We start from the raw sequence: 19,882 nt of genomic DNA, 5'->3' as shown, positions 1-19,882 counted from the left end.
CGCGCTAACAAGACTTCAGTAAAGGAAAAACAATGAGCAACGTTGCAGTGATCGGACTCGGCATCATGGGCCTGCCCATGGCCATCAACCTCGTCAAGGCCGGCCACGCGGTCACCGGCTTCAACCGGAGCCAGGACAAGATCGACAAGCTCGTCTCCGAAGGCGGCCAGGGCGCCACGAGCATTGCGGACGCCGTCAAGAACGCCGACGTCGTCATCACCATGGTCCCGGACTCCCCCGATGTTGAAGGCGTCGTCAGCGGCGCCGACGGCGTGTTCGCCAACGCGAAGCAGGGCGCGCTCTGGATCGACGCATCCAGCATCCGCCCCGACGTCGCCAAGCGTTTGGCCGACGACGCCAAAGCAGCCGGCATCCGTCCCCTCGATGCACCGGTGTCCGGCGGCGAACAGGGCGCCATTGATGCCGCGCTGTCCATCATGGTGGGCGGCGACGCCGCTGACTTCGAGGCCGCCCAGGACGTCCTGACGGCCGTCGGCAAGACCATCGTCCACGTCGGCCCGTCCGGTTCCGGCCAGACCGTCAAGGCAGCCAACCAGCTGATCGTCGCGGTCAACATCGAGGTCCTGGCCGAGGCGATTGCCTTCCTCGAGGCCTACGGCGTGGACACCGACGCCGCCCTCAAGGTCCTCGGCGGCGGACTCGCCGGCTCCAAGGTCCTGGACCAGAAGGGCCAGAAGATGCTGGACCGCAACTTCGACCCCGGATTCCGCCTGGCCCTGCACCACAAGGACCTCGGCATCGTCACCTCTGCTGCCCGCGAGGCCAACGTCGCCATCCCCCTCGGCGCCGTCGTCGCGCAGCTCGTCGCCGCCACCGTCAACCAGGGCGACGGCGGACTGGACCACTCGGGCCTCTTCAAGCAGGTCCTCCAGCTCAGCGGTCGAAAGTAACCCAGGCCGGAAGTAGGCAGCCCGGCGACAGGCCGGAACCAAGCAAAACAGGGCAACCGCCGTCGTACTTCACGACGGCGGCTCCCCCTCCACACCCAAAACAGACTTTCAAGGAGCACACCATGACGAAGATGCGCACTGTTGACGCAGCCGTCGCCATCCTGGAAAAGGAGGGCGCCACCGAGGCGTTCGGCCTGCCAGGGGCGGCAATCAACCCGTTCTATTCCGCGATGCGGGCCCACGGCGGCATCCGCCACACCCTGGCCCGCCACGTTGAGGGCGCCAGCCACATGGCTGACGGCTACTCCCGTGCGGCGGACGGCAACATCGGCATCTGCATCGGCACGTCCGGCCCCGCAGGCACGGACATGATCACCGGGCTGTACGCAGCCTGGGCAGACTCCATCCCGATGCTGTGCATCACCGGCCAGGCCCCGGTTGCCAAGCTGCACAAGGAAGACTTCCAAGCCGTGGACATCGAGTCCATCGCCAAACCCGTCACCAAGATGGCCATGACCATCCTGGAGCCCGGCCAGGTTCCCGGCGCCTTCCAGAAGGCCTTCCAGCTGATGCGCTCCGGCCGCCCGGGCCCGGTCCTGCTGGACCTGCCCATCGACGTTCAGATGGCCGAGATCGAGTTCGACATCGACACCTACGAGCCGCTGCCCGTGGAAAAGCCGAAGGCCAGCCGCAAGCAACTGGCAAAGGCCTTTGACATGCTGACGGCCGGCGAACGCCCGCTGATCGTGGCCGGCGGCGGCATCATCAACGCCGGCGCCTCCGAGCAGCTGGTGGAACTGGCCGAACTGCTGGGCGTTCCGGTCATCCCCACCCTGATGGGCTGGGGCGCGATCCCGGACGACCACGCCTTGATGGCCGGCATGGTGGGCCTGCAGACCAGCCACCGGTACGGCAACGAGAACTACCTGCGCAGCGACTTCGTGATCGGCATCGGCAACCGCTGGGCCAACCGCCACACCGGCGGCCTGGACACCTACACGGCCGGCCGCACGTTCGTGCACATCGATATCGAGCCCACCCAGATCGGCCGCGTGTTCTCCCCGGACCTGGGCATCGCCTCCGACGCCGGCGCGGCCCTGGCAGGGCTGGTCGAGCTCGCCCGCGAGCGCAAGGCCGCCGGCACCCTGCCGGACTACAGCGCCTGGGCGGCCGAGTGCGCCGAGCGCAAGGCCAGCCTGCACCGCAAGACACACTTCGAAAACATCCCGATCAAGCCGCAGCGCGTGTACGAGGAGATGAACAAGTCCTTCGGCAAGGACACCACCTATGTGTCCACCATCGGCCTGTCACAGATCGCCGGCGCCCAGATGCTGCACGTGTTCGGCCCCCGCAAGTGGATCAACGCCGGCCAGGCCGGTCCGCTGGGCTGGACCGCCCCGGCCGCCCTCGGCGTTGTCCGCGGCAAGCCGGACGAGACCGTTGTTGCCCTGTCCGGTGACTACGATTTCCAGTTCATGATCGAGGAACTGGCCGTCGGCGCGCAGTTCAACCTGCCTTACATCCACGTGGTGGTCAACAACTCCTACCTGGGCCTGATCCGCCAGTCCCAGCGCGGTTTCAACATGGAACAGAACGTGTCCCTGGCGTTCGAGAACATCAATTCCACTGATCTCTCGGCAACGGCAAGCGGCTACGGCGTGGACCACATCAAGGTGGCCGAAGGCCTGGGCTGCAAGGCCGTCCGCGTGGAGGACCCCAACGATCTGGCGTCCGCTTTCGACAAGGCCAAGGCGCTGGCTGGCGAGTTCAAGGTTCCCGTGGTGGTGGAAGTGATCCTGGAAAAGATCACGAACATCTCCATGGGTGTGGAGATCAACGCGGTCAACGAGTTCGAAGAACTGGCCGAGACCGCCGAAGACGCCCCGACCGCCATCCTGGCGATGCAGGCCTGAGATGCGGGTGGTCATAGCGCCGGACAAGTTCAAAGGCTCGCTCTCGGCCCCGGACGTTGCCCGGCACGTTGAAATGGGGCTCCAACGGGCCTGTGGCGGCAACCTTGAGGTACTCAGGATTCCCGTGGCCGACGGCGGCGAGGGCACCCTCGATGCCGCCGTCGGCTCCGGCTTCGCCCGCCGGAGCGCCGTCGTCAGCGGCCCCACCGGTGAGCCGGTCCGCGCGGACTTCGCCGTCCGCGGTCGCGTTGCCGTCATCGAGATGGCCACCGCCTCCGGGCTCGCCGTGCTGCCCGGAAGTGGCGCCGGTGCCGCGCCGGATTCGGCGAGCGCCACCGGCGCCAGCAGCCTGGGAACCGGCGAACTGATCCGCGCAGCGCTCGACGCCGGGTGCCGGCAGATCATCCTCGGGGTCGGCGGGAGCGCCAACACCGACGGCGGCGCCGGCGTCCTGCAGGGTCTCGGCGCCAGGTTGCTCGACGCCGACGGCCGTGAGCTGCCGCTCGGTGGGGCAGCCCTCGCCCGGCTGGCCTGGATCGACTTCTCCGGGTTCGACTCCCGCCTGGACGAGGCACGCTTCGTGCTCGCCAGCGACGTCGACAACCCGTTGCTCGGACCGTCCGGCGCCGCACGCATCTTCGGCCCGCAAAAGGGCGCCACCCCCGCCGACGTCGTGCTCCTGGATGCGGCATTGGCCCACTTCGTGCAGGTCCTGGCATCCGAGATCGGCCCCCGGGCGCTCCGGGCGGCCGAAGCTCCGGGCGCGGGCGCAGCCGGCGGCGTGGGCTACGCGGCGATCGCGGCACTGGCCGCGACCCGCCGGCCGGGCATCGACGTCGTCCTCGAATTCACCGGACTGGCAGAACGGCTGTCCGGCGCGGACCTGGTGATCACCGGCGAAGGCAGCCTGGACGAACAGACTCTGCTGGGCAAGACTCCCGCGGGCGTTGCCCGGGCGGCCCGGCGAGCCGGGGTCCCGGTGGTCGCGGTCTGCGGCCGCACCACCCTGACACCGGAACAGCAGAAGGAATCCGGATTCCGGCAGGTCTACCCGCTGACTTCGCTGGAGGCCAAGGTAGAAACTTGTATAGCCGAAGCAGGTCCCCTGCTTGAACAATTGGGAAAGCGCATCGGCGCGGAACTGCCGGGCTTGGTCCCGGCCAGCACCGCACCAGCGAAAATTGCCTGCACGAAGGAGCCCCTCAATGTCTGAAGAACGCTTTGACCTCGTCATCCGGGGCCGGCGCATCCTCACCACCGCCGGCATTGCGGCGCGTGAAGTGGGCGTGCGCGGCGGCAAGATCGTCGCGATCGAGCCCCTGGGCAACGGGCTAGCCGGCGCAGAAGTGATTGAGCTCGCCGACGACGAAACCCTGCTGCCGGGCCTCGTGGACACCCACGTCCACGTCAACGAGCCCGGCCGCACCGAATGGGAAGGCTTCGCCTCCGCCACCCGGGCGGCCGCGGCCGGCGGCGTGACCACCATCATCGACATGCCGCTGAATTCCATCCCGCCCACCACCACGGTGGAAGGGCTCAAGCTCAAGCGCGAGGTGGCCGAGGACCAGGCGTTCGTAGACGTCGGGTTCTGGGGCGGCGCCGTGCCGGGGAACAAGGCCGAGCTGCGCGGCCTCCACGACGAGGGCGTGTTCGGCTTCAAATGCTTCCTGCTGCACTCGGGTGTGGACGAGTTCCCGCACCTGGACGCTGACGAGATGGAAGAGGACATGGCCGAGCTCAAGACCTTTGACTCGCTCATGATCGTCCATGCCGAGGACTCGCACGCGATCGACCGGGCACCCCACCCGGGTGGCGACCATTACTCGACGTTCCTGGCTTCCCGCCCGCGCGGCGCCGAGAACAAGGCCATCGCCGAGGTCATCGAACGGGCCCGCTGGACCGGCGCCCGCGCCCACATCCTGCACCTCTCGTCTTCCGATGCCCTGCCCATGATCGCCAGCGCCAAGCGCGACGGCGTCCACCTCACGGTTGAGACCTGCCCGCATTACCTGACCCTGATGGCCGAGGAAATCCCCGACGGGGCCACCGCCTACAAGTGCTGTCCACCGATCCGCGAGGCCTCCAACCGCGAACTGCTCTGGGCAGGCCTGCAAGACGGCACCATTGACTGCATCGTTTCGGACCACTCCCCATCCACGCTTGACCTGAAAGACCTGGAAAACGGGGACTTCGCGGTGGCCTGGGGCGGCGTTTCCTCGCTGCAGCTGGGCCTCTCCCTGATCTGGACCGAGGCCCGGCACCGCGGCATCCCCCTGGAACAGGTGGTCTCGTGGATGGCCGAGAAGCCGGCCGCACTGGCACGCCTCACCAACAAGGGCCAGCTCGCGCTGGGGTACGACGCCGACTTCGCCGTCTTTGCCCCGGACGAGGCGTACGTCGTGGACGTCTCCAAGCTCAAGCACAAGAACCCCATCACCCCGTATGACGGCAAGGCGCTCTCCGGCGTTGTCCGGCAGACCTACCTCCGCGGCACCCTGGTTGACGGCCGGACTCCGACCGGCAAGCTGATCCGCCGCGGCGGCGTATGAGCCAGCCGGCCGCGGCCGGCCCGGCACACGCCGCTTACGGACAGTGCGGCCCGGTTGGCCGGACCGGACCTGTCGGCCGGGCCGAACCTGTTGGCCGGGTCGGACGGCCTGGACAGATCGGACGAGCTGGACAGTCCGGCCTCACCGCGAAGGGGCTGGCCGTCTGGGTCACCCTTCCGGACAACGCCGACTGCGACCCGGCGGCCCTGGCACGGGCGGCCGAACTCGTGCTTGGCCGCGCCCTCAGATGTGCCCCGGAGGCGGAAGTCCACTTTAGGCCCGCCGCCGGGGCAGCAACGTCCGCCGTCGTCCGGTCCCCCGGCGAGGAGGGCACCCCGGCGGGAACCGCACCGGAGGTTCCCGCCGGGGCTGAACTGCCTGCCAGAGGTGAACTTCCCGCCGGGGCTGAACTGCCTGTCAGGGCTGACGACGACGGCAGGGCCGCAGCCGACGGCGGGGCGCCGCTCGCGCCTGCCCCGGGCAGCATCACCCGTCTCGCCGTCGACCTCGCGGCCGGGGAGGCCAGGCTCGACGGCGAGCGCGTGCCCCTGACGGACGTGGAGTTCACCCTCCTGAGATGCCTCGTGCAGAACTGCTCCCGCACGGTAAGCCGGCAGGAACTGCAGCATTGCCTCGACGCGTTCGACACCCCTGGTGCGGCCACCCGGTCTATCGATGTGTACGTCGGCCGGGTGCGCCGGAAGCTCAAGGGCTGCCGGCACGCCGTCGTCACCGTCCGCAGCGGCGGCTACCGCTTCGTCCCCGGTCCGCTGGCGACCGTCCGCGGACCAGCGGAATACAGCATCTGACCCCCGCTGCCACCACCATCCCGACCCGCAATCGAAGGAACTCCATGCCATCTACGGTACCCACCCAGCTGCACGCCACCACCAGGCTCCAGACCGGTGCTCCGGCCCCCGGGTTCACGCTGACCGACTCCGCGGGGCGCCGGATTTCCCTGGCCGATTACCGCGGCAAGAACGTCATTGTCTACTTCTACCCCCGCGCCGCCACCCCCGGCTGCACCGCGGAGGCGTGCGACTTCCGCGACAACCTCGCTGCCCTCCAAGGCGCGGGCTACGAGGTCCTGGGCATCTCCCCCGACGCGCGGGAGGCCCTGTCCGCCTTTGCCGCCGAGCATGCCCTGACCTTCCCGCTGCTCGCGGACGAAGACCACGCCACAGCCCTGGCGTACGGAGCCTGGGGCGAGAAGCTGGTGGACGGCGAAGTCCGCGAAGGAACCCTCAGGTCCACCGTGGTGGTGGGCCCCGACGGCAACGTGGTCCTGGCCCAGTACCAGGTCAGCGCGCAGGGCCACGTGCGGGCTCTCCGCGAGGAGCTGGGCGTCTAAGCGCCGGACGCCCGCTCCGCGCTGCGTTCGGTTTTCTGCCACGGTTTCGGACAGGGGCGCCGCGGATCCGCGGTGCGGTCGTCTGATTCCGCCGCGGATTCCCGAAGACGCCGCACATTCCCTCACGGGCGGCCTAGAAAAGGGCGCCCGTCACGGCCTGCGTCAGCTGATGGATCACCTCGGTGCGCTCCGGGACGTCGCTCAGGCTCTGGCCCTTGGTGTAGATGACCAGCGCGTAGGCCGTGCCGTCCTTGGTGAGGATGCCGGCGTCGTGCAGTTCATCGTCCAGGAGCCCGTACTTGTGGAACACCGTTATCCCATCCGGCACGGCGGCGGGAATGAGCGTCTCGTAGTTGGTGTCCTGCATGTAGGACAGCAGCTGCGCGGTGTCCTCGGCGTTGAGGAGCGTTCCGGAATAGACCCCGGCCAGGACGCTGGCCATTTCCGCCGGGGTCAGCGTGTTGGTTTCCGGATCGTAGGTCACGCCCAGCGACGCCGCGTACTCCGTCAGCTCTTCGTGGCCCACGGCATCCATGATCAGCGACCATGAGTCGTTGTCGCTCTGCTGGATCATTTCGCGCAGCTGGAACCCGGCGGTGTAGTCGCCCAAAGGGTCATCGAGGCTGGCGGCGCCGGTTTCGACCAGGTGATAGTAGGCCGCGGCGGCCAGGACTTTGGCGGTACTGGCCGCCACGAACTGCTCCCGGACCCCGTATTCGTGGACATCTGCCGGGTCCGCGCCGGACGACACGTCGACCAGCGCCACGCCGATCTGATACTGGCTGTTGGCGTCGATAATGGCCTGGATTTTCGCGTCCAGTGCGGCGTCGACGGATCCTGCCGCCGCGGCGGATGCCGGGGCCGACGCGCCGGGACCGGCCGACGGCGAAACACTGCCGGCCGCCGGACTGGCAGCGAGTGCTCCCGCGGCGGCCGTCGTCGTTCGTGCCTCCGCGGCTGAGAAGATGCCGGCAGCCAGCGCGACGGCGAGCACTGCTGCACAGGCCGCCGCGATCAGGGTCCGCAGCTGGACGGCCGCCCGGCGCGGTTTGCCGCCCGTCGCGGGCCGGGGTCCGAATCGTCGCTGGCCTGGCGTGTGCTGTTCCATAGTTGCTTCAAACTAGCCACGACACCTATGCCGGAGCTATGAAAAAGCTGTCACCGCGCACCGGACCCGGCGCAACTGGCGGACGCCGACGGGCGTTGCCAGACGGCGGAATACAGCCTGCACCACCGGTGTTGTGCACCACAGACCCGTTGTCTCCCTCCCCTAAAGGATCCTCATGAACGCCAATCCGACCGTCAAGCTCCAGCCCGGCACCCCGGCCCCGGAATTCACCCTTCCCGATGCCGAGGGCAAGCCCGTGTCCCTCGCCGACTACCGCGGCAAGAACGTCATCGTGTACTTCTACCCGCAGGCCGCGACCCCCGGCTGCACCACCGAGGCCTGCGACTTCCGCGACAACCTCGCGTCCCTGCAGGGCTCGGGCTACGAGGTCCTGGGCATCTCCCCCGACGCCCCCGAGGCCTTGGCCCACTTCACCGGCGACTTTGCCCTGACCTTCCCGCTCCTGGCCGACGAGGACCACGCTGTCGCACTCGCCTACGGCGCCTGGGGCGAGAAGCTGGTCCACGGCGAGGTCACCGAGGGCCTCGTCCGCTCCACGGTGGTGCTGGACACCGAGGGCAAGGTGAAGCTCGCGCAGTACCAGGTCAAGGCCCAGGGCCACGTCGCGGCGCTGAAGGAAGAACTGGGCGTCTAACCGTCCGCGCCCTGGGCCCCGCGGTTCGGGCGTCCAAGCGTCCGCGCCGGGAGGTTCGGGATGCGCTCCGGGCGGTTCTTGCTGCGGTTTCGGACCACGGCTACGCAACCGGACACAGGCAACGCGGATCCACGGCGCGCCAGTCCGACGTCGTCGCGCCGGTCTGAAACTGCCGCGGAGGAGTTCTCCACATCCGCCCCAGTGGTGGTTGTCCGGCCCCGCCTCACGGGCCACCATCGGGGCATGGAACTACCACCACTGATTCTTAGCAGCGACCTTGCGCGGCTCGGCCAGGATGCGCGGGGCCTTGCCCGGCAGGCGAAGTCCGGCCAGCTCCGGCGGATCCGGCAGGGCGTCTACGTCCGGGTGCAGGACTGGGAATCGCTGACGCCGTGGGACCGGTATCCGGTCCTCATCCGGGCGGCGGCTTCCACGTTGAAGAGCCGCACCATCTTCTGTCGCCAGTCTTCCGCAGCCCTGTGGGACATGCCGCTGCTGGGCCACGGCCATCTGGTGCATGCCTGCACTTCCGACGACGGCGGCGGCCGCTCGCGCGCCGGGGTCCGGCGGCACTTCGTCGATTTGGACTCGGCACAGATCAAGGAGCGTCACGGGCTCCTCGTCACGGACCGCGTCCGGACAGCCTTGGACTTGGCCGCCTTCGAATCGTTCGAACAGGGAGTCACGGTATTCGACCACGTCCTCCGGCCGCAGCCTGACAATCTGCCACCGCTCAGCCGCGAGGAACTCCACACCGGCATCGACGGCAACTACACAAAAGCCGCTGCCCGGCGAATCCGGACCGCCCTGGATTTCGCTGATCCGGCGTCCGGCTCCCCGGGAGAATCGGTGAGCCGCGCCCTGATGCACCGGCTCGGCTTCCGGATTCCCCTCCTTCAGGTCGAAATCCGCGACGCCCGCGGGCTGGTCGCATTCACAGACTTTGACTGGCCGGAGGAGCAGCTTTGCGGTGAATTCGACGGACTCGTGAAGTACCGCAAGGCGGAGTTCCTGCAGGGCCGGACACCCGCTGAGGCCCTCACCGATGAGAAGCGCCGGGAGGACCGGATTCGCGCCACCGGCCGACGCGTGATCCGCTGGACGTGGTCGGAGCTGTCCAATCCCGGAAAATTTGAGGTATTTCTGGCCGCGGCAGGCGTTCCGCGGCAGACACTCCCGTCCTGCCGACGCTGATCCTGCCAAGCTTCCGGGCAGGCGCTACGGAATCGGACACGGGCAGCGCGGATCCGGGCCGCGCTCCGGGCGGTTTTCGCTGCGGTTTCGGACCACGGCTCCGGAACCAGTCGGATGCAGCGCGGATCCGGGCCGCATCCGACCAATGGCGACGCGCCGGTCCGAAAACGGCGCGAAAACCGGCCGGCTGCCTACACCTTGGTCCCGGCAATCACCGTGGCGGTGGACCGGAGCCGGATGGCGCCGTCGTGCTCATAGCGGCCCAGCAACGCGAATACGTCCGAGCGGATCAAAGCCCGAGACTTCTCGTCCGCCTTGGCCAGCCCCATCGCCACTGTGGTCGCGATGTCGGTCATGAATTCCCAATAGCTCTCCGGGGATTCGAACACGAGGTCGGTGCTGACCTTGCGCTCGGTCACGTCTACCAGCCCGGCGTCCGTGAACATCCGCGTCATGAACCCGGTGGGTGCACAGCGGAAAAGCCCCGGAGTCCCTGCGGGCGCAATGGGCAGCTCGCGGTGCCGGGCAATCGTGCCCAGGATCAGGCTGGCCCACGGGTTCTCGGCGGCGCGTCCCCAGACGACGGCGCCGACCCGGGCGCCCGGCTTGGCGGTGCGCGCCATCTCGCGCATGGCCGCGGACATGACCGGAAAGAACATCAAACCGAAGCGGCAGTACACGGCGTCAAACGTGTTGTCACCAAAGGGCATGGCAGCAGCGTCGCAAACCTTGAAGTCCAGGTTGTGCAGGCCCCGGGTCAATGCCTTTTCTTCGGCCACGCGGAGCATACCGGCGGAAATGTCAGCGAGGACCACCCGCCCGTCCGGCACCTGACCGGCCACATTGAGTGCAGGTTCCCCCGTGCCTGCCGCGACATCCAGGACCCAGGAGTTGGGGCGCAGCCGGAGCTCCTCGAGCAGGGCGTCCCCGAACGGGGCATGCCAGTCAAGCAGTTCAACGTCCCACTTCTTCCAGCCCGCCGAGAACTCATCCCAGAGCAGGCGCTGCTGGTCGCGAACGCGGTCGGCTGAGGCTAACATGGCGGATCCTTGGCTCGTCTGTTCCTAGCCCTAGTCTGCTCCCGGAACGGGTCTCCGGCAATGAGTCGAAGGGCAGTAGGCTTAACGGCATGTCTTCCCACGAAACCCCCGGCACCGCAGGCACCGAACCCCACGGGGAGTCAGCCCCCGGCAGCGTCCCGGAGCGACGCGAGGTCACCGTCCGGCGGGCGCCGAAGTACGTGCCGTTCCTGATCCTGGGCGGGCTCGTAGGCGTTGTTGCGGCGGCCATCATCGCCTACGCCCTCCCGGGTGATGCCAGCTACGACAGCGGCTCCGTATTTGGTTTCTTCATGGTCCTTTGCGCGGCCGGCGGCGTCATTCTAGGTGCCGTGGCGGCCTTGGTGCTGGACCGGATCAGCGTCCGCCGCGCCGAGCGCGCCGTCGTCGAGTCCGTTCCGGACTCCGCACCCGACGCCGACGGCGAGAACCGCGCCTGAGCCGCGCCTGAGCCTGCCGGCAGGTCATAAACCGGGCGCCGGAAAAGTCTTAGCGCACATCGTGAGATAATCGACCAGTGGCACGCGGCGATGGAAAACTTTCTCATGATCTTCTCCCAGGCGAAAAAGGCCCTCAGGACGCATGCGGCGTCTTTGGGGTCTGGGCACCCGGTGAAGAAGTAGCAAAACTCACCTATTACGGGCTGTATGCATTGCAGCACCGTGGTCAGGAGTCGGCTGGTATTGCAACCAGCGACGGCAAGCGGATCAACGTCTACAAAGACATGGGCCTCGTATCCCAGGTCTTCGACGAGGCTACGCTAAACACCCTGACCGGGCACCTGGCCGTCGGCCACTGCCGCTATTCCACTACGGGTGCGAGCCACTGGGCCAACGCCCAGCCCACCTTGGGCGCGACCTCCACGGGCACCGTGGCGCTGGCCCACAACGGCAATCTGACGAACACGGCCGAGCTCAAAGCCATGATCACGGACCGCAACGGCGGAAACCTGAGCGGCGAGATGAAACAGGGCAACACCTCGGACACCGCCCTGGTCACGGCGCTCCTGGAGGGTGAAGCGGGAAAGTCCCTAGAACAGACCGCCCTGGAGCTCCTGCCCAAGATCAAGGGCGGCTTCTGCTTCGTCTTCATGGATGAGGGAACCCTCTACGCGGCCCGCGACACATACGGCATCCGCCCGCTGTGCCTCGGCCGGCTGGAGCGCGGCTGGGTGGTCGCCTCCGAGCAGTCAGCCCTGGCCACGGTCGGCGCGAGCTTCATCCGCGAAATCGAGCCCGGCGAATTCATCGCGATCGACGAGGACGGCGTCCGCTCCCAGCGCTTCGCCGACGCGACCCCGGCCGGCTGCGTCTTCGAGTACGTCTACCTTGCCCGCCCGGACGCCGCCATTGCCGGCCGCTCGGTCTACGAATCCCGGGTGGAGATGGGCCGCCAGCTGGCCCGCGAGAACACCCAGGAAGCGGACATTGTCATTCCGGTCCCGGAATCCGGCACGCCCGCCGCTGTGGGCTACGCCGAGGAATCCGGCATCCCCTTCGCGCACGGCTTCGTCAAGAACGCCTACGTGGGCCGCACCTTCATCCAGCCGTCACAGACCCTGCGGCAGCTCGGCATCCGGCTCAAGCTCAACGCCCTGGAATCGGTGATCCGCGGCAAGCGCGTGGTGGTAGTGGACGACTCGATCGTCCGCGGCAACACCCAGCGTGCCATCGTCCGGATGCTCCGCGAAGCCGGCGCCGCCTCCGTGCACGTCAAGATCTCCTCCCCGCCGGTGCAGTGGCCGTGCTTCTACGGCATCGACTTCGCCTCCCGCGCGGAACTGATCGCCAACGGCGCCACCATCGACGAGATCTCCCAGGCGATCGGCGCCGACTCGCTGGCCTACATCTCCGAGGACGGCATGATCGCCGCCACCCGGCAGCCGCGCGAACGCCTCTGCACCGCCTGCTTCACCGGCAAGTACCCGATCGAGCTGCCCGGCGCAGACAAGCTCGGCAAGAACCTGCTCGAGCGCACGGACCTCGGCGGTCTTCCCGCCGCCGGCGGAGCTGCTCCCGGAGCGGACGCTTCCGCGCCGGCCGCACCGGCAGAGGCCGCGTCCGACTCCCCCGACGCCGAACCCGGCACCTCGATCTCGGACGACCCGGCCGAGAAGGCCGGCGCCACGGGCTGCGATCCGGGGCCGGACTCCGAATTCGAAGAACTGCTCACCGATGCCGACCGCGTCACCAAAGCCGACAAGAAAGAGCCAGTATGACTTCCGCCTCCCCGGCCGCTGACATGAACGCCGCCCAGAACGCCGGCATCACCTACGCCTCCGCCGGCGTCGACGTCGAAGCGGGAGACCGCGCCGTCGAACTCATGAAGGATGCCGTGAAGGCAACCCACAACGCCTCGGTGATCGGCGGCGTCGGCGGGTTCGCAGGTCTTTACGACGTCTCCCGGCTGCTGACCTACAAGCGGCCCCTCCTGGCCACGTCCACCGACGGGGTCGGCACCAAGGTGGCCATTGCGCAGGCCATGGACATCCACGACACCATCGGGTTTGACCTCGTCGGCATGGTGGTGGACGACATCGTCGTGGTCGGCGCCGAGCCGCTGTACATGACCGACTACATCGCCTGCGGCAAGGTCGTGCCGGAACGTATCGCGGACATCGTTCGCGGCATCGCGGCCGCCTGCTCGGTCGCCGGTACGGCCCTGGTGGGCGGCGAGACCGCCGAACACCCCGGCCTGCTCGGCGAAAATGAGTACGACGTCGCCGGTGCAGCCACCGGCGTGGTCGAGGCCGAAGCCCTGCTGGGTCCGGACCGTGTCCGCGCCGGCGACGTCGTGATCGGTATGGCCTCCTCGGGCCTGCACTCCAACGGCTACTCCCTGGTCCGCCGCGTCATCAACCACGCAGGCTGGGCCTTGGACCGCCAGGTCTCCGAACTCGGCCGCACCCTGGGCGAGGAGCTCCTTGAGCCCACCCGCGTCTACGCCGCCGACTGCCTGGACCTCGCCCGCACCTTCCCGGTGAACGGCTCCGCGGGCGGCAAGGCCGTGCACGGCTTCAGCCACGTCACTGGCGGCGGCCTCGCGGCCAACCTCGCCCGCGTCCTCCCGCAGGGCCTGCTGGCCACCGTTGACCGCGCCACGTGGGAACTGCCGGCTATCTTCAAGCTGGTCTCCGAGCTCGGCAACGTCCCGCTGGCCGACCTCGAGCGCACCCTGAACCTGGGCGTGGGCATGGTAGCCATCGTTTCGCCGGAGGCCGCCGACGCCGCCGTGAACCGGCTCAACGACCGCGGCCTGCCGTCCTGGATCATGGGCACGGTGGAGGAGAACTCGGATTCGATCATCAAGTCCGGCCCCGACTACGTCCAGGGCGCCAAGGGCGTCGACGGCGGCGCGGTCCGCCTGGTCAACGCCTACGCCTAAAGGCCCCGACCCGACGTCGAGTGCTCCATAACTGCCGTTTTGAGACCTGAAAACGGCAGTTATGGGGCACTCGATGCGCTTAAGCCGCGGCCCTAAACCTCCAGCACGCTGAAGACGCCGCCCTGCGGGTCCCTGAGCGTGGCGATGGTGCCGGATTCCTCGGCGTCCTCCGGTTCTCCCTCATCCGGTGCCACCAGCACGACGCCGCCCGCGGCCACCGCCGCCTTCACTGCTTCCGCGACGTCGGACACGCCGAAGTAGACCTGCCACCCGGGCTGCAGGGTGTCCTGCGCATCGCCGGGCACCCGCGCGATCCCGGCCACCTCGGTGCCGTCCACCATGAGCGTGGTGTACGTGCCGCCGTCGTCCTGGGGGTATTCGGTCACCTCATGCCCGAAGAGCTGCTGGAAGAGCCCGACGGCGGCCTGCGGCTCGGGCGTCAGCAGCTCGGCCCACGCCAGGGCTCCGGTCTCCTGGCTCCGGGCAGCTCCGAAGTGGCTGCCCGCCTGCCAGGCACCCGTGGTTCCGCCGCCGGGCGGGGCAAAGAAGACCATGACGCCGGTGTCGCCGACGGCCTCGGGGCCGAACTCAAGATGTCCGGAGGAATGGGCCAGTTCGGCAGCCAGGTCCTGGGCGTCGTCGGTGGCGAAATACACGTTCCAGCAGCCCGGTTGGCCCGCGGATTCCTGCCCGGGGGTCTGCGGGGCGATGACGCTCACGAGGTCATCGCCGAGGAAGGCCTTCGCATAACTGCGCCCGTCCGGGGTGGGCAGGTTTACGTAACGCCAGCCGAAAACTTCAGCGTAGAAGGCCTTCGCCGCCTCCACGTCGCTGGTCTGGAGGTCCGTCCAGCAGAGTTCGCCCTCGGCGAATCCTGTGCGCATGGTCATGGCTGTCCTTCCGGGCGTCGGCGTCGTGTCCGGGAAAATCCGGCACGATCAACGTAGCCCGGGGCCCCGGCGGTGACAACTGCGCGGCGTCGCGACGTGGTCCGTCCGGGGGATTAAGAAAAGCCGCCGGCCACGCCTGAAGCACAGGTGTGGCCGGCGGCCTGAAAATCTATGGCTGGCACCGCAGTGCCGGAAGGTTCCCCCCGGACAAAGCTCCCGGGAGGAAGCGTCGACTAACCAATCCGACGGGTATCTACCTCGTCGTCGTCGTCTTCCAAATCGTCCGCGTACTTATCCACATACGCCGAATAATCCGGCTCGACCGGGTCATCCGTGAAGTGGTTCGTGGCACGACTTCCCGGGCCCGTGAGCTCGCGCTGAAGGGCCGAATAGTCAGTGTTCGGGGAGTAGTACTTGATGTCCCGAGCCTGCTTGGTAGCTTTTGCCTTTTGACGGCCGCGCCCCATGGCGTGACCCCCTTTTGTACTTGGACCGGAGGTGGTCACCTTTGGCGATCGGTGAGGCCCCGGAATGTTTGGTCAATTTGTCGTACACCTAGATTACATGCTTTCGGCGTCAACTGCTTGCCGGGCCGCCGCCTGTGGACAGTGTTGCGCCTCCGGAAGCCGCCGTCCCAGCCCCCGGCGTATGCGCCCCGACTCGCTTCTTCGATAGAGTTTCGTGATGTGCGCCCGGAAAAGGGTGACAATGCCGGGCCTCCAGCCCCGGCAAAGATGCACGGAAGTGGTGAATTTCTCAGTGACTGAAGAGAATCCAAGGCACGACGTCGGGGCCGTCCCGCCGCCGCCTTCGAGGCTGCCGACGTCCGCCCTACCCGTTGTGACGGCCGACCCGGAACGGACCGCGACATCTCCGGCGGATACGATCGCCGGGATGCCCCAGGCCGACGACTCGGCCACGAAACCGCCCGCGGCCAACCGCCTGTCCACGAAGCTCTCAGGCGTCCGCCTCACCGGCATCACCACAGCAATCTCAGACACCGCACGCCCCCTTGCCTGCCGGATCCGCCGGCAAGGGGCCAAGCGGCTCGGCATGGCCGCGGGTGTGCTCGTCGTCCTCGGGTTTCTGGTGTGGTGGGCGGTGGCCTCCTTTGCCGGCAGCGCCCAGCCCTCCGCGGATGGCAGCAGCCCGACCCCCGCACCCTCGTCGGCGTCGGCGTCGGCGTCGGCCAGCCGGGGAGCCTTGCCGCTGGAAGGCGTCAGCCCCCTGGACTTCCAGTTGCGTGACTGCTTCAAGGACTTCGACCCGAATGCCGAGCAGTCCACGATCGTGGACTGCTCCACCGGCCATTCGGCCCAGTTGGTCGCCGTGGAGAGGTACGCGGCAGATGACTCCTACCCCGGTCGGGATGCGCTCAAGCAGAAGGCGCGCGATGCCTGCAAGGACGCACCCCTGACAGACAAGGCCGGCGACTACGCGCTGAGCTACAAGCTGGCCTACCCGAGTTCGAGCAGTTGGAACAAGGGCGACCGCCGGGTGGACTGCTATGCCGTGACGGACGGCGGGAACGTCATCATGGAGTCCCTGCTTCCCTAGAGCCCTGCCCCACCCTGCCCGGCCCTGGCCTGGCGTGGCGTGGCCTTAGCGAACCGGGCTTAGCGCACTGGCAGCCGGGATGACCCGGCTGCCAGTGGCGTTTAACTTTCTGTTTCTGGCGGCGCCTACTCCTTGCGCCGGACCGAGAGGCCGCTGCCGGTGGACGCGCCGCCGTCGGGCCGGTCTGTGACCGCCGGCCCGCCCATGGTGAGTTCCATGAGGTCGGGCGCGGTGTCCACCACAACCGTGTCGCCGTCGGAGATCTCGCCGGCCAGGATGGCTTTGGCCAGCCGGTCGCCGATCTCGCGCTGCACCAGCCGGCGCAGCGGCCGGGCGCCATAGGCGGGATCGAAGCCGGTTACCGCCAGCCACGCGCGGGCGCCCTCGGTGACTTCAAGGTTCAGCCTGCGGCCCTTGAGTCGTTCGCCCAGCTCCTTGACCTGCAGCTCCACAATGCGGGACAGCTCCTCCACGCTCAGCGGATCGAACAGCACGACTTCATCCAGCCGGTTCAGGAACTCCGGCTTGAAGGAGGCGTGCACGGTGGCCATGACGGCGTTCTTCTTGGCCTCGGCGTCGAGGGTGGGGTCCACCAGGAACTGGCTGCCCAGGTTCGAGGTGAGCACCAGGATCACGTTGCGGAAGTCCACAGTGCGACCCTGGCCGTCGGTGAGACGGCCGTCGTCGAGCACCTGCAGGAGAATGTCGAAGACCTCCGGGTGGGCCTTTTCCACTTCATCGAGCAGCAGCACCGAGTAGGGCCGGCGCCGGACGGCCTCGGTCAGCTGGCCGCCTTCCTCGTAGCCGACGTACCCGGGAGGGGCCCCGACGAGGCGCGCCACGGAGTGCTTTTCCGAGTATTCGGACATGTCGATCCGCACCATCGCGCGCTCGTCGTCGAAGAGAAAGTCGGCGAGGGACTTGGCGAGCTCGGTCTTGCCGACGCCGGTGGGACCGAGGAACAGGAACGAGCCGGTGGGCCGGTTGGGATCGCTGATTCCGGCGCGGGCGCGGCGTACGGCGTCGGAGACCGCGGCGACGGCCTTCTTCTGGCCGATCAGCCGCTCGCCCAGGACGTGCTCCATGTCCAGCAGCTTCTGGCTCTCGCCCTGCAGCATGCGCCCGGCGGGAATGCCGGTCCAGGCCGAAATGACCTCGGCGATGTCGTCGGCGGTGACCTCGTCGGCCACCATGAGATCCTGCTTGGCCCCGCCGCCGGCCACCCGGGCCGACTCCGCCTCAGCGGCTTCATTGAGTTCCCGTTCGAGGGCGGGCAGTTCGCCGTAAAGGATCCGCGAGGCCGCCTCGAGGTCGCCTTCGCGTTGGAACTTCTCGGCGGCGGAGCGCAGTTCGTCGATTCTGGCTTTGAGGTCGCCGACGCGGTTTAGGCCGGCTTTCTCGGCTTCCCAGCGGGCGTTAAGGGCGGCCAGCTCTTCATTTTTGTCCGCTTTGTCCGCCCGGATCGCGGCGAGTCTCTCCATCGATGCGGGATCGGTTTCATTGGCCAGGGCCAGTTCCTCCATGGTCAGGCGGTCCACGGAGCGGCGCAGCTGGTCGATCTCCTCCGGGGCGGAATCGATCTCCATGCGCAGCCGGGACGCTGCCTCGTCCACGAGGTCGATCGCCTTGTCCGGCAGCTGCCGCCCGGAGATGTAGCGGTTGGAAAGCGTGGCGGCGGCGACCAGTGCGGAGTCGGCGATGGCGACCTTGTGGTGGGCCTCGTAGCGCTCCTTGAGGCCGCGCAGGATGCCGATGGTGTCCTCCACGCTTGGCTCCCCGACGAAGACCTGCTGGAAGCGGCGTTCCAGGGCGGGATCCTTTTCGATGTTCTCGCGGTATTCATCCAGAGTGGTGGCGCCGATCAGCCGGAGCTCGCCGCGGGCCAGCATGGGCTTGAGCATGTTGCCGGCGTCCATGGAGCTGTCCCCGGAGGCACCGGCCCCGACCACCGTATGGATCTCGTCGATGAACGTGACGATCTGGCCCTCGGAGCTCTTGATTTCCTCCAGGACGGCCTTGAGCCGCTCCTCGAATTCGCCGCGGTATTTGGCGCCGGCCACCATGGATGCAAGGTCCAGGGCGATCAGGGTTTTGCCGCGCAGGCTTTCGGGGACGTCTCCGGCGACGATCCGCTGGGCAAGTCCTTCGACGACGGCGGTCTTACCCACGCCGGGTTCGCCGATGATGACGGGGTTGTTCTTGGTGCGGCGGCTCAGGACCTGGATGATGCGGCGGATCTCGGCGTCGCGGCCGATCACCGGATCCAGCTTTCCGGAGCGGGCGATCGCGGTGAGGTCGGTGCCGTATTTCTCCAGCGCCTGGAAGGTGTTCTCGGGGTCGGCGTTGTCGACCTTGCGGTCGCCGCGGACGCCGGGCAGGGCGGCGAGCAGAGCCTCGTGGGAGGCACCGGCGTCGCGCATGAGCTTGCCGACGGCGTCACTTCCGGATGCCAGCCCCAGCAGCAGGTGCTCGGTGGAGACGAAGGTGTCGCCGAGGCGCTCGGCCTCGTTCTGGGCATTCTTGATGGCCTGCAGGGCGGTGCGGGACAGCTGCGGCTGCTGCACAGAGCTGCCGGAGGTGGACGGAAGTGACTTGATGGCGGAGCTGGCCTGGACGCTGACAGAATCCGGGTCCGTCCCCGTGGCGCGGAGCAGTGCGACGGCAACGCCCTCCCGCTGATCCATGAGCGCCTTGAGCAGATGGGCAGGCTCAAGCTGCGGGTTTCCCGCCGTCGAGGCGTTCATGGCGGCAGCCGCAAGAGCCTCCTGGCTCTTGGTGGTGAATTTGGCGTCCAAAGAGAGCTCCTTCCGGGAACATGCTGATATTAAAGTTGAGTCTACTCCACTCAACTTTGCATTGGGTCCCTTTGGGTCCATGTTTGCCGACGGCGAAACAGCTGTCTAGGGCCGGAGTCCCCCGCCTGCACGGGCCGCGCTGGACCGCGGGGCCCGTGGGTGCGGGGGTGCGGGGTGCGGGGCCCGGGCCGCAGGGGCAGGGGGCCAGGGGGCCAGGGGGCGCGGGGCCCGGGCCGCAGGGGCAGGGGGCCAGGGGGCGCGGGGCGCGGGGCGCGGGGCGCGGGGCGCGGGGCGCGGGGCCCGGGCCGCACACCTGCGACCCTGTCCGCTGCTGCCACGGAACATGCGCTCCGCTGCGACACGGACCGCTGCTGCCGCGGAACATGCGCTCCGCTGTCCGCCAGGAATGGACATAATCCCACTATGTCCACTGTTCGGATCCAGGAATGAACATGTCCCGTCCATACGGGCGCGAAAAACGAGCATGGCCCTGGATTCGGCGCTGGGAATGAGCATG

The 19,882-nt window shown here is 68.1% G+C and carries 17 protein-coding genes; 12 read left to right on the top strand and 5 right to left on the bottom strand.

Annotation, left to right across the window (positions count from 1 at the left end):
• The first annotated feature begins 32 nt into the window (after nt 1–32).
• The 6 genes from ACVWYS_RS00935 (at nt 33) to ACVWYS_RS00910 (ending at nt 6,724) form a co-directional block, all read left to right on the top strand.
• Complete coding sequence (locus ACVWYS_RS00935) at nt 33–911, top strand: 2-hydroxy-3-oxopropionate reductase (RefSeq protein ID WP_456508117.1); 879 nt, start codon at nt 33–35, stop codon at nt 909–911.
• A 122-nt stretch (nt 912–1,033) separates the two neighbouring features.
• A complete protein-coding gene (gene gcl, locus ACVWYS_RS00930) occupies nt 1,034–2,824 on the top strand; it encodes a glyoxylate carboligase (RefSeq protein WP_456508116.1) in 1,791 nt (596 codons plus the stop codon).
• A 1-nt stretch (nt 2,825) separates the two neighbouring features.
• Entirely contained in the window at nt 2,826–4,037 is a 1,212-nt protein-coding gene (locus tag ACVWYS_RS00925) for a glycerate kinase (RefSeq protein ID WP_456508115.1), read from the top strand.
• Nucleotides 4,030–5,373, top strand: a complete 1,344-nt coding sequence (gene allB / locus ACVWYS_RS00920) for an allantoinase AllB (RefSeq protein ID WP_344365811.1) — start codon at nt 4,030–4,032, stop codon at nt 5,371–5,373. Before ACVWYS_RS00925 ends, allB begins: the two co-directional genes overlap by 8 nt.
• The gene (locus tag ACVWYS_RS00915; protein ID WP_456508114.1) at nt 5,370–6,182 is read left to right on the top strand and encodes a winged helix-turn-helix domain-containing protein; all 813 of its coding nucleotides are present in this window, start codon (nt 5,370–5,372) and stop codon (nt 6,180–6,182) included. The genes allB and ACVWYS_RS00915 overlap by 4 nt, the downstream gene beginning before the upstream one ends.
• Before the next feature lie 44 nt (nt 6,183–6,226).
• On the top strand, nt 6,227–6,724 hold the full coding sequence (locus ACVWYS_RS00910; protein WP_344365816.1) for a peroxiredoxin: 498 nt from the start codon (nt 6,227–6,229) through the stop codon (nt 6,722–6,724).
• A gap of 133 nt (nt 6,725–6,857) precedes the next feature.
• Here the strand turns inward: ACVWYS_RS00910 and ACVWYS_RS00905 are convergent, their stop codons facing one another.
• The gene (locus tag ACVWYS_RS00905) at nt 6,858–7,832 is read right to left on the bottom strand and encodes a serine hydrolase (protein ID WP_456508113.1); all 975 of its coding nucleotides are present in this window, start codon (nt 7,830–7,832) and stop codon (nt 6,858–6,860) included.
• A gap of 175 nt (nt 7,833–8,007) precedes the next feature.
• Between ACVWYS_RS00905 and bcp the strand changes: the two genes are divergently transcribed.
• Complete coding sequence (gene bcp / locus ACVWYS_RS00900; protein ID WP_344365822.1) at nt 8,008–8,487, top strand: thioredoxin-dependent thiol peroxidase; 480 nt, start codon at nt 8,008–8,010, stop codon at nt 8,485–8,487.
• Between the two features lie 243 nt (nt 8,488–8,730).
• The gene (locus ACVWYS_RS00895) at nt 8,731–9,681 is read left to right on the top strand and encodes a hypothetical protein (RefSeq protein WP_456508112.1); all 951 of its coding nucleotides are present in this window, start codon (nt 8,731–8,733) and stop codon (nt 9,679–9,681) included.
• A gap of 191 nt (nt 9,682–9,872) precedes the next feature.
• Here the strand turns inward: ACVWYS_RS00895 and ACVWYS_RS00890 are convergent, their stop codons facing one another.
• Nucleotides 9,873–10,721 carry a class I SAM-dependent methyltransferase gene (locus ACVWYS_RS00890; RefSeq protein WP_456509201.1) on the bottom strand — a complete coding sequence of 283 codons (849 nt, stop codon included), beginning with the start codon at nt 10,719–10,721 and terminating at the stop codon, nt 9,873–9,875.
• An 89-nt stretch (nt 10,722–10,810) separates the two neighbouring features.
• On the opposite strand from ACVWYS_RS00890, the gene ACVWYS_RS00885 reads away from it, so the two are divergent.
• From ACVWYS_RS00885 to purM, 3 genes are all read left to right on the top strand, one after another.
• Nucleotides 10,811–11,179 (top strand): hypothetical protein, encoded by a 369-nt coding sequence (locus ACVWYS_RS00885; RefSeq protein WP_116767206.1) that lies wholly within the window; start codon nt 10,811–10,813, stop codon nt 11,177–11,179.
• Nucleotides 11,180–11,256: 77 nt separating this feature from the next.
• Nucleotides 11,257–12,957 carry an amidophosphoribosyltransferase gene (purF, locus tag ACVWYS_RS00880; protein WP_456508110.1) on the top strand — a complete coding sequence of 567 codons (1,701 nt, stop codon included), beginning with the start codon at nt 11,257–11,259 and terminating at the stop codon, nt 12,955–12,957.
• The gene (gene purM / locus ACVWYS_RS00875; protein WP_456508109.1) at nt 12,954–14,123 is read left to right on the top strand and encodes a phosphoribosylformylglycinamidine cyclo-ligase; all 1,170 of its coding nucleotides are present in this window, start codon (nt 12,954–12,956) and stop codon (nt 14,121–14,123) included. Before purF ends, purM begins: the two co-directional genes overlap by 4 nt.
• Before the next feature lie 92 nt (nt 14,124–14,215).
• Here the strand turns inward: purM and ACVWYS_RS00870 are convergent, their stop codons facing one another.
• Together ACVWYS_RS00870 and ACVWYS_RS00865 are read right to left on the bottom strand one after the other, a co-directional pair.
• Entirely contained in the window at nt 14,216–15,013 is a 798-nt protein-coding gene (locus tag ACVWYS_RS00870) for a VOC family protein (RefSeq protein ID WP_456508108.1), read from the bottom strand.
• A gap of 233 nt (nt 15,014–15,246) precedes the next feature.
• On the bottom strand, nt 15,247–15,480 hold the full coding sequence (locus tag ACVWYS_RS00865) for a DUF3073 domain-containing protein (RefSeq protein WP_116767215.1): 234 nt from the start codon (nt 15,478–15,480) through the stop codon (nt 15,247–15,249).
• 292 nt (nt 15,481–15,772) lie between these two features.
• On the opposite strand from ACVWYS_RS00865, the gene ACVWYS_RS00860 reads away from it, so the two are divergent.
• Nucleotides 15,773–16,570: a septum formation family protein gene (locus tag ACVWYS_RS00860; RefSeq protein WP_456508107.1), complete on the top strand. Its 798-nt coding sequence runs from the start codon at nt 15,773–15,775 to the stop codon at nt 16,568–16,570.
• A gap of 125 nt (nt 16,571–16,695) precedes the next feature.
• Here the strand turns inward: ACVWYS_RS00860 and clpB are convergent, their stop codons facing one another.
• Nucleotides 16,696–19,365 (bottom strand): ATP-dependent chaperone ClpB, encoded by a 2,670-nt coding sequence (clpB, locus tag ACVWYS_RS00855; protein ID WP_456508106.1) that lies wholly within the window; start codon nt 19,363–19,365, stop codon nt 16,696–16,698.
• Nucleotides 19,366–19,882 lie beyond the last annotated feature (517 nt).

The sequence above is a fragment of the Arthrobacter sp. TE12231 genome, from assembly GCF_054062895.1.
This window is presented reverse-complemented; position numbering and strand designations above follow the sequence as displayed.

What these genes read in the sequence shown, in the direction of transcription:
- ACVWYS_RS00890 (WP_456509201.1), bottom strand. Translation starts at nt 10,721, where the DNA reads ATGTTAGCCTCAGCCGACCGCGTTCGCGACCAGCAGCGCCTGCTCTGG.
- ACVWYS_RS00905 (WP_456508113.1), bottom strand. Translation starts at nt 7,832, where the DNA reads ATGGAACAGCACACGCCAGGCCAGCGACGATTCGGACCCCGGCCCGCG.
- ACVWYS_RS00870 (WP_456508108.1), bottom strand. Translation starts at nt 15,013, where the DNA reads ATGACCATGCGCACAGGATTCGCCGAGGGCGAACTCTGCTGGACGGAC.
- ACVWYS_RS00895 (WP_456508112.1), top strand. Translation starts at nt 8,731, where the DNA reads ATGGAACTACCACCACTGATTCTTAGCAGCGACCTTGCGCGGCTCGGC.
- ACVWYS_RS00925 (WP_456508115.1), top strand. Translation starts at nt 2,826, where the DNA reads ATGCGGGTGGTCATAGCGCCGGACAAGTTCAAAGGCTCGCTCTCGGCC.
- ACVWYS_RS00915 (WP_456508114.1), top strand. Translation starts at nt 5,370, where the DNA reads ATGAGCCAGCCGGCCGCGGCCGGCCCGGCACACGCCGCTTACGGACAG.
- ACVWYS_RS00910 (WP_344365816.1), top strand. Translation starts at nt 6,227, where the DNA reads ATGCCATCTACGGTACCCACCCAGCTGCACGCCACCACCAGGCTCCAG.
- bcp (WP_344365822.1), top strand. Translation starts at nt 8,008, where the DNA reads ATGAACGCCAATCCGACCGTCAAGCTCCAGCCCGGCACCCCGGCCCCG.
- ACVWYS_RS00885 (WP_116767206.1), top strand. Translation starts at nt 10,811, where the DNA reads ATGTCTTCCCACGAAACCCCCGGCACCGCAGGCACCGAACCCCACGGG.
- allB (WP_344365811.1), top strand. Translation starts at nt 4,030, where the DNA reads ATGTCTGAAGAACGCTTTGACCTCGTCATCCGGGGCCGGCGCATCCTC.
- gcl (WP_456508116.1), top strand. Translation starts at nt 1,034, where the DNA reads ATGACGAAGATGCGCACTGTTGACGCAGCCGTCGCCATCCTGGAAAAG.
- ACVWYS_RS00935 (WP_456508117.1), top strand. Translation starts at nt 33, where the DNA reads ATGAGCAACGTTGCAGTGATCGGACTCGGCATCATGGGCCTGCCCATG.
- purM (WP_456508109.1), top strand. Translation starts at nt 12,954, where the DNA reads ATGACTTCCGCCTCCCCGGCCGCTGACATGAACGCCGCCCAGAACGCC.
- ACVWYS_RS00865 (WP_116767215.1), bottom strand. Translation starts at nt 15,480, where the DNA reads ATGGGGCGCGGCCGTCAAAAGGCAAAAGCTACCAAGCAGGCTCGGGAC.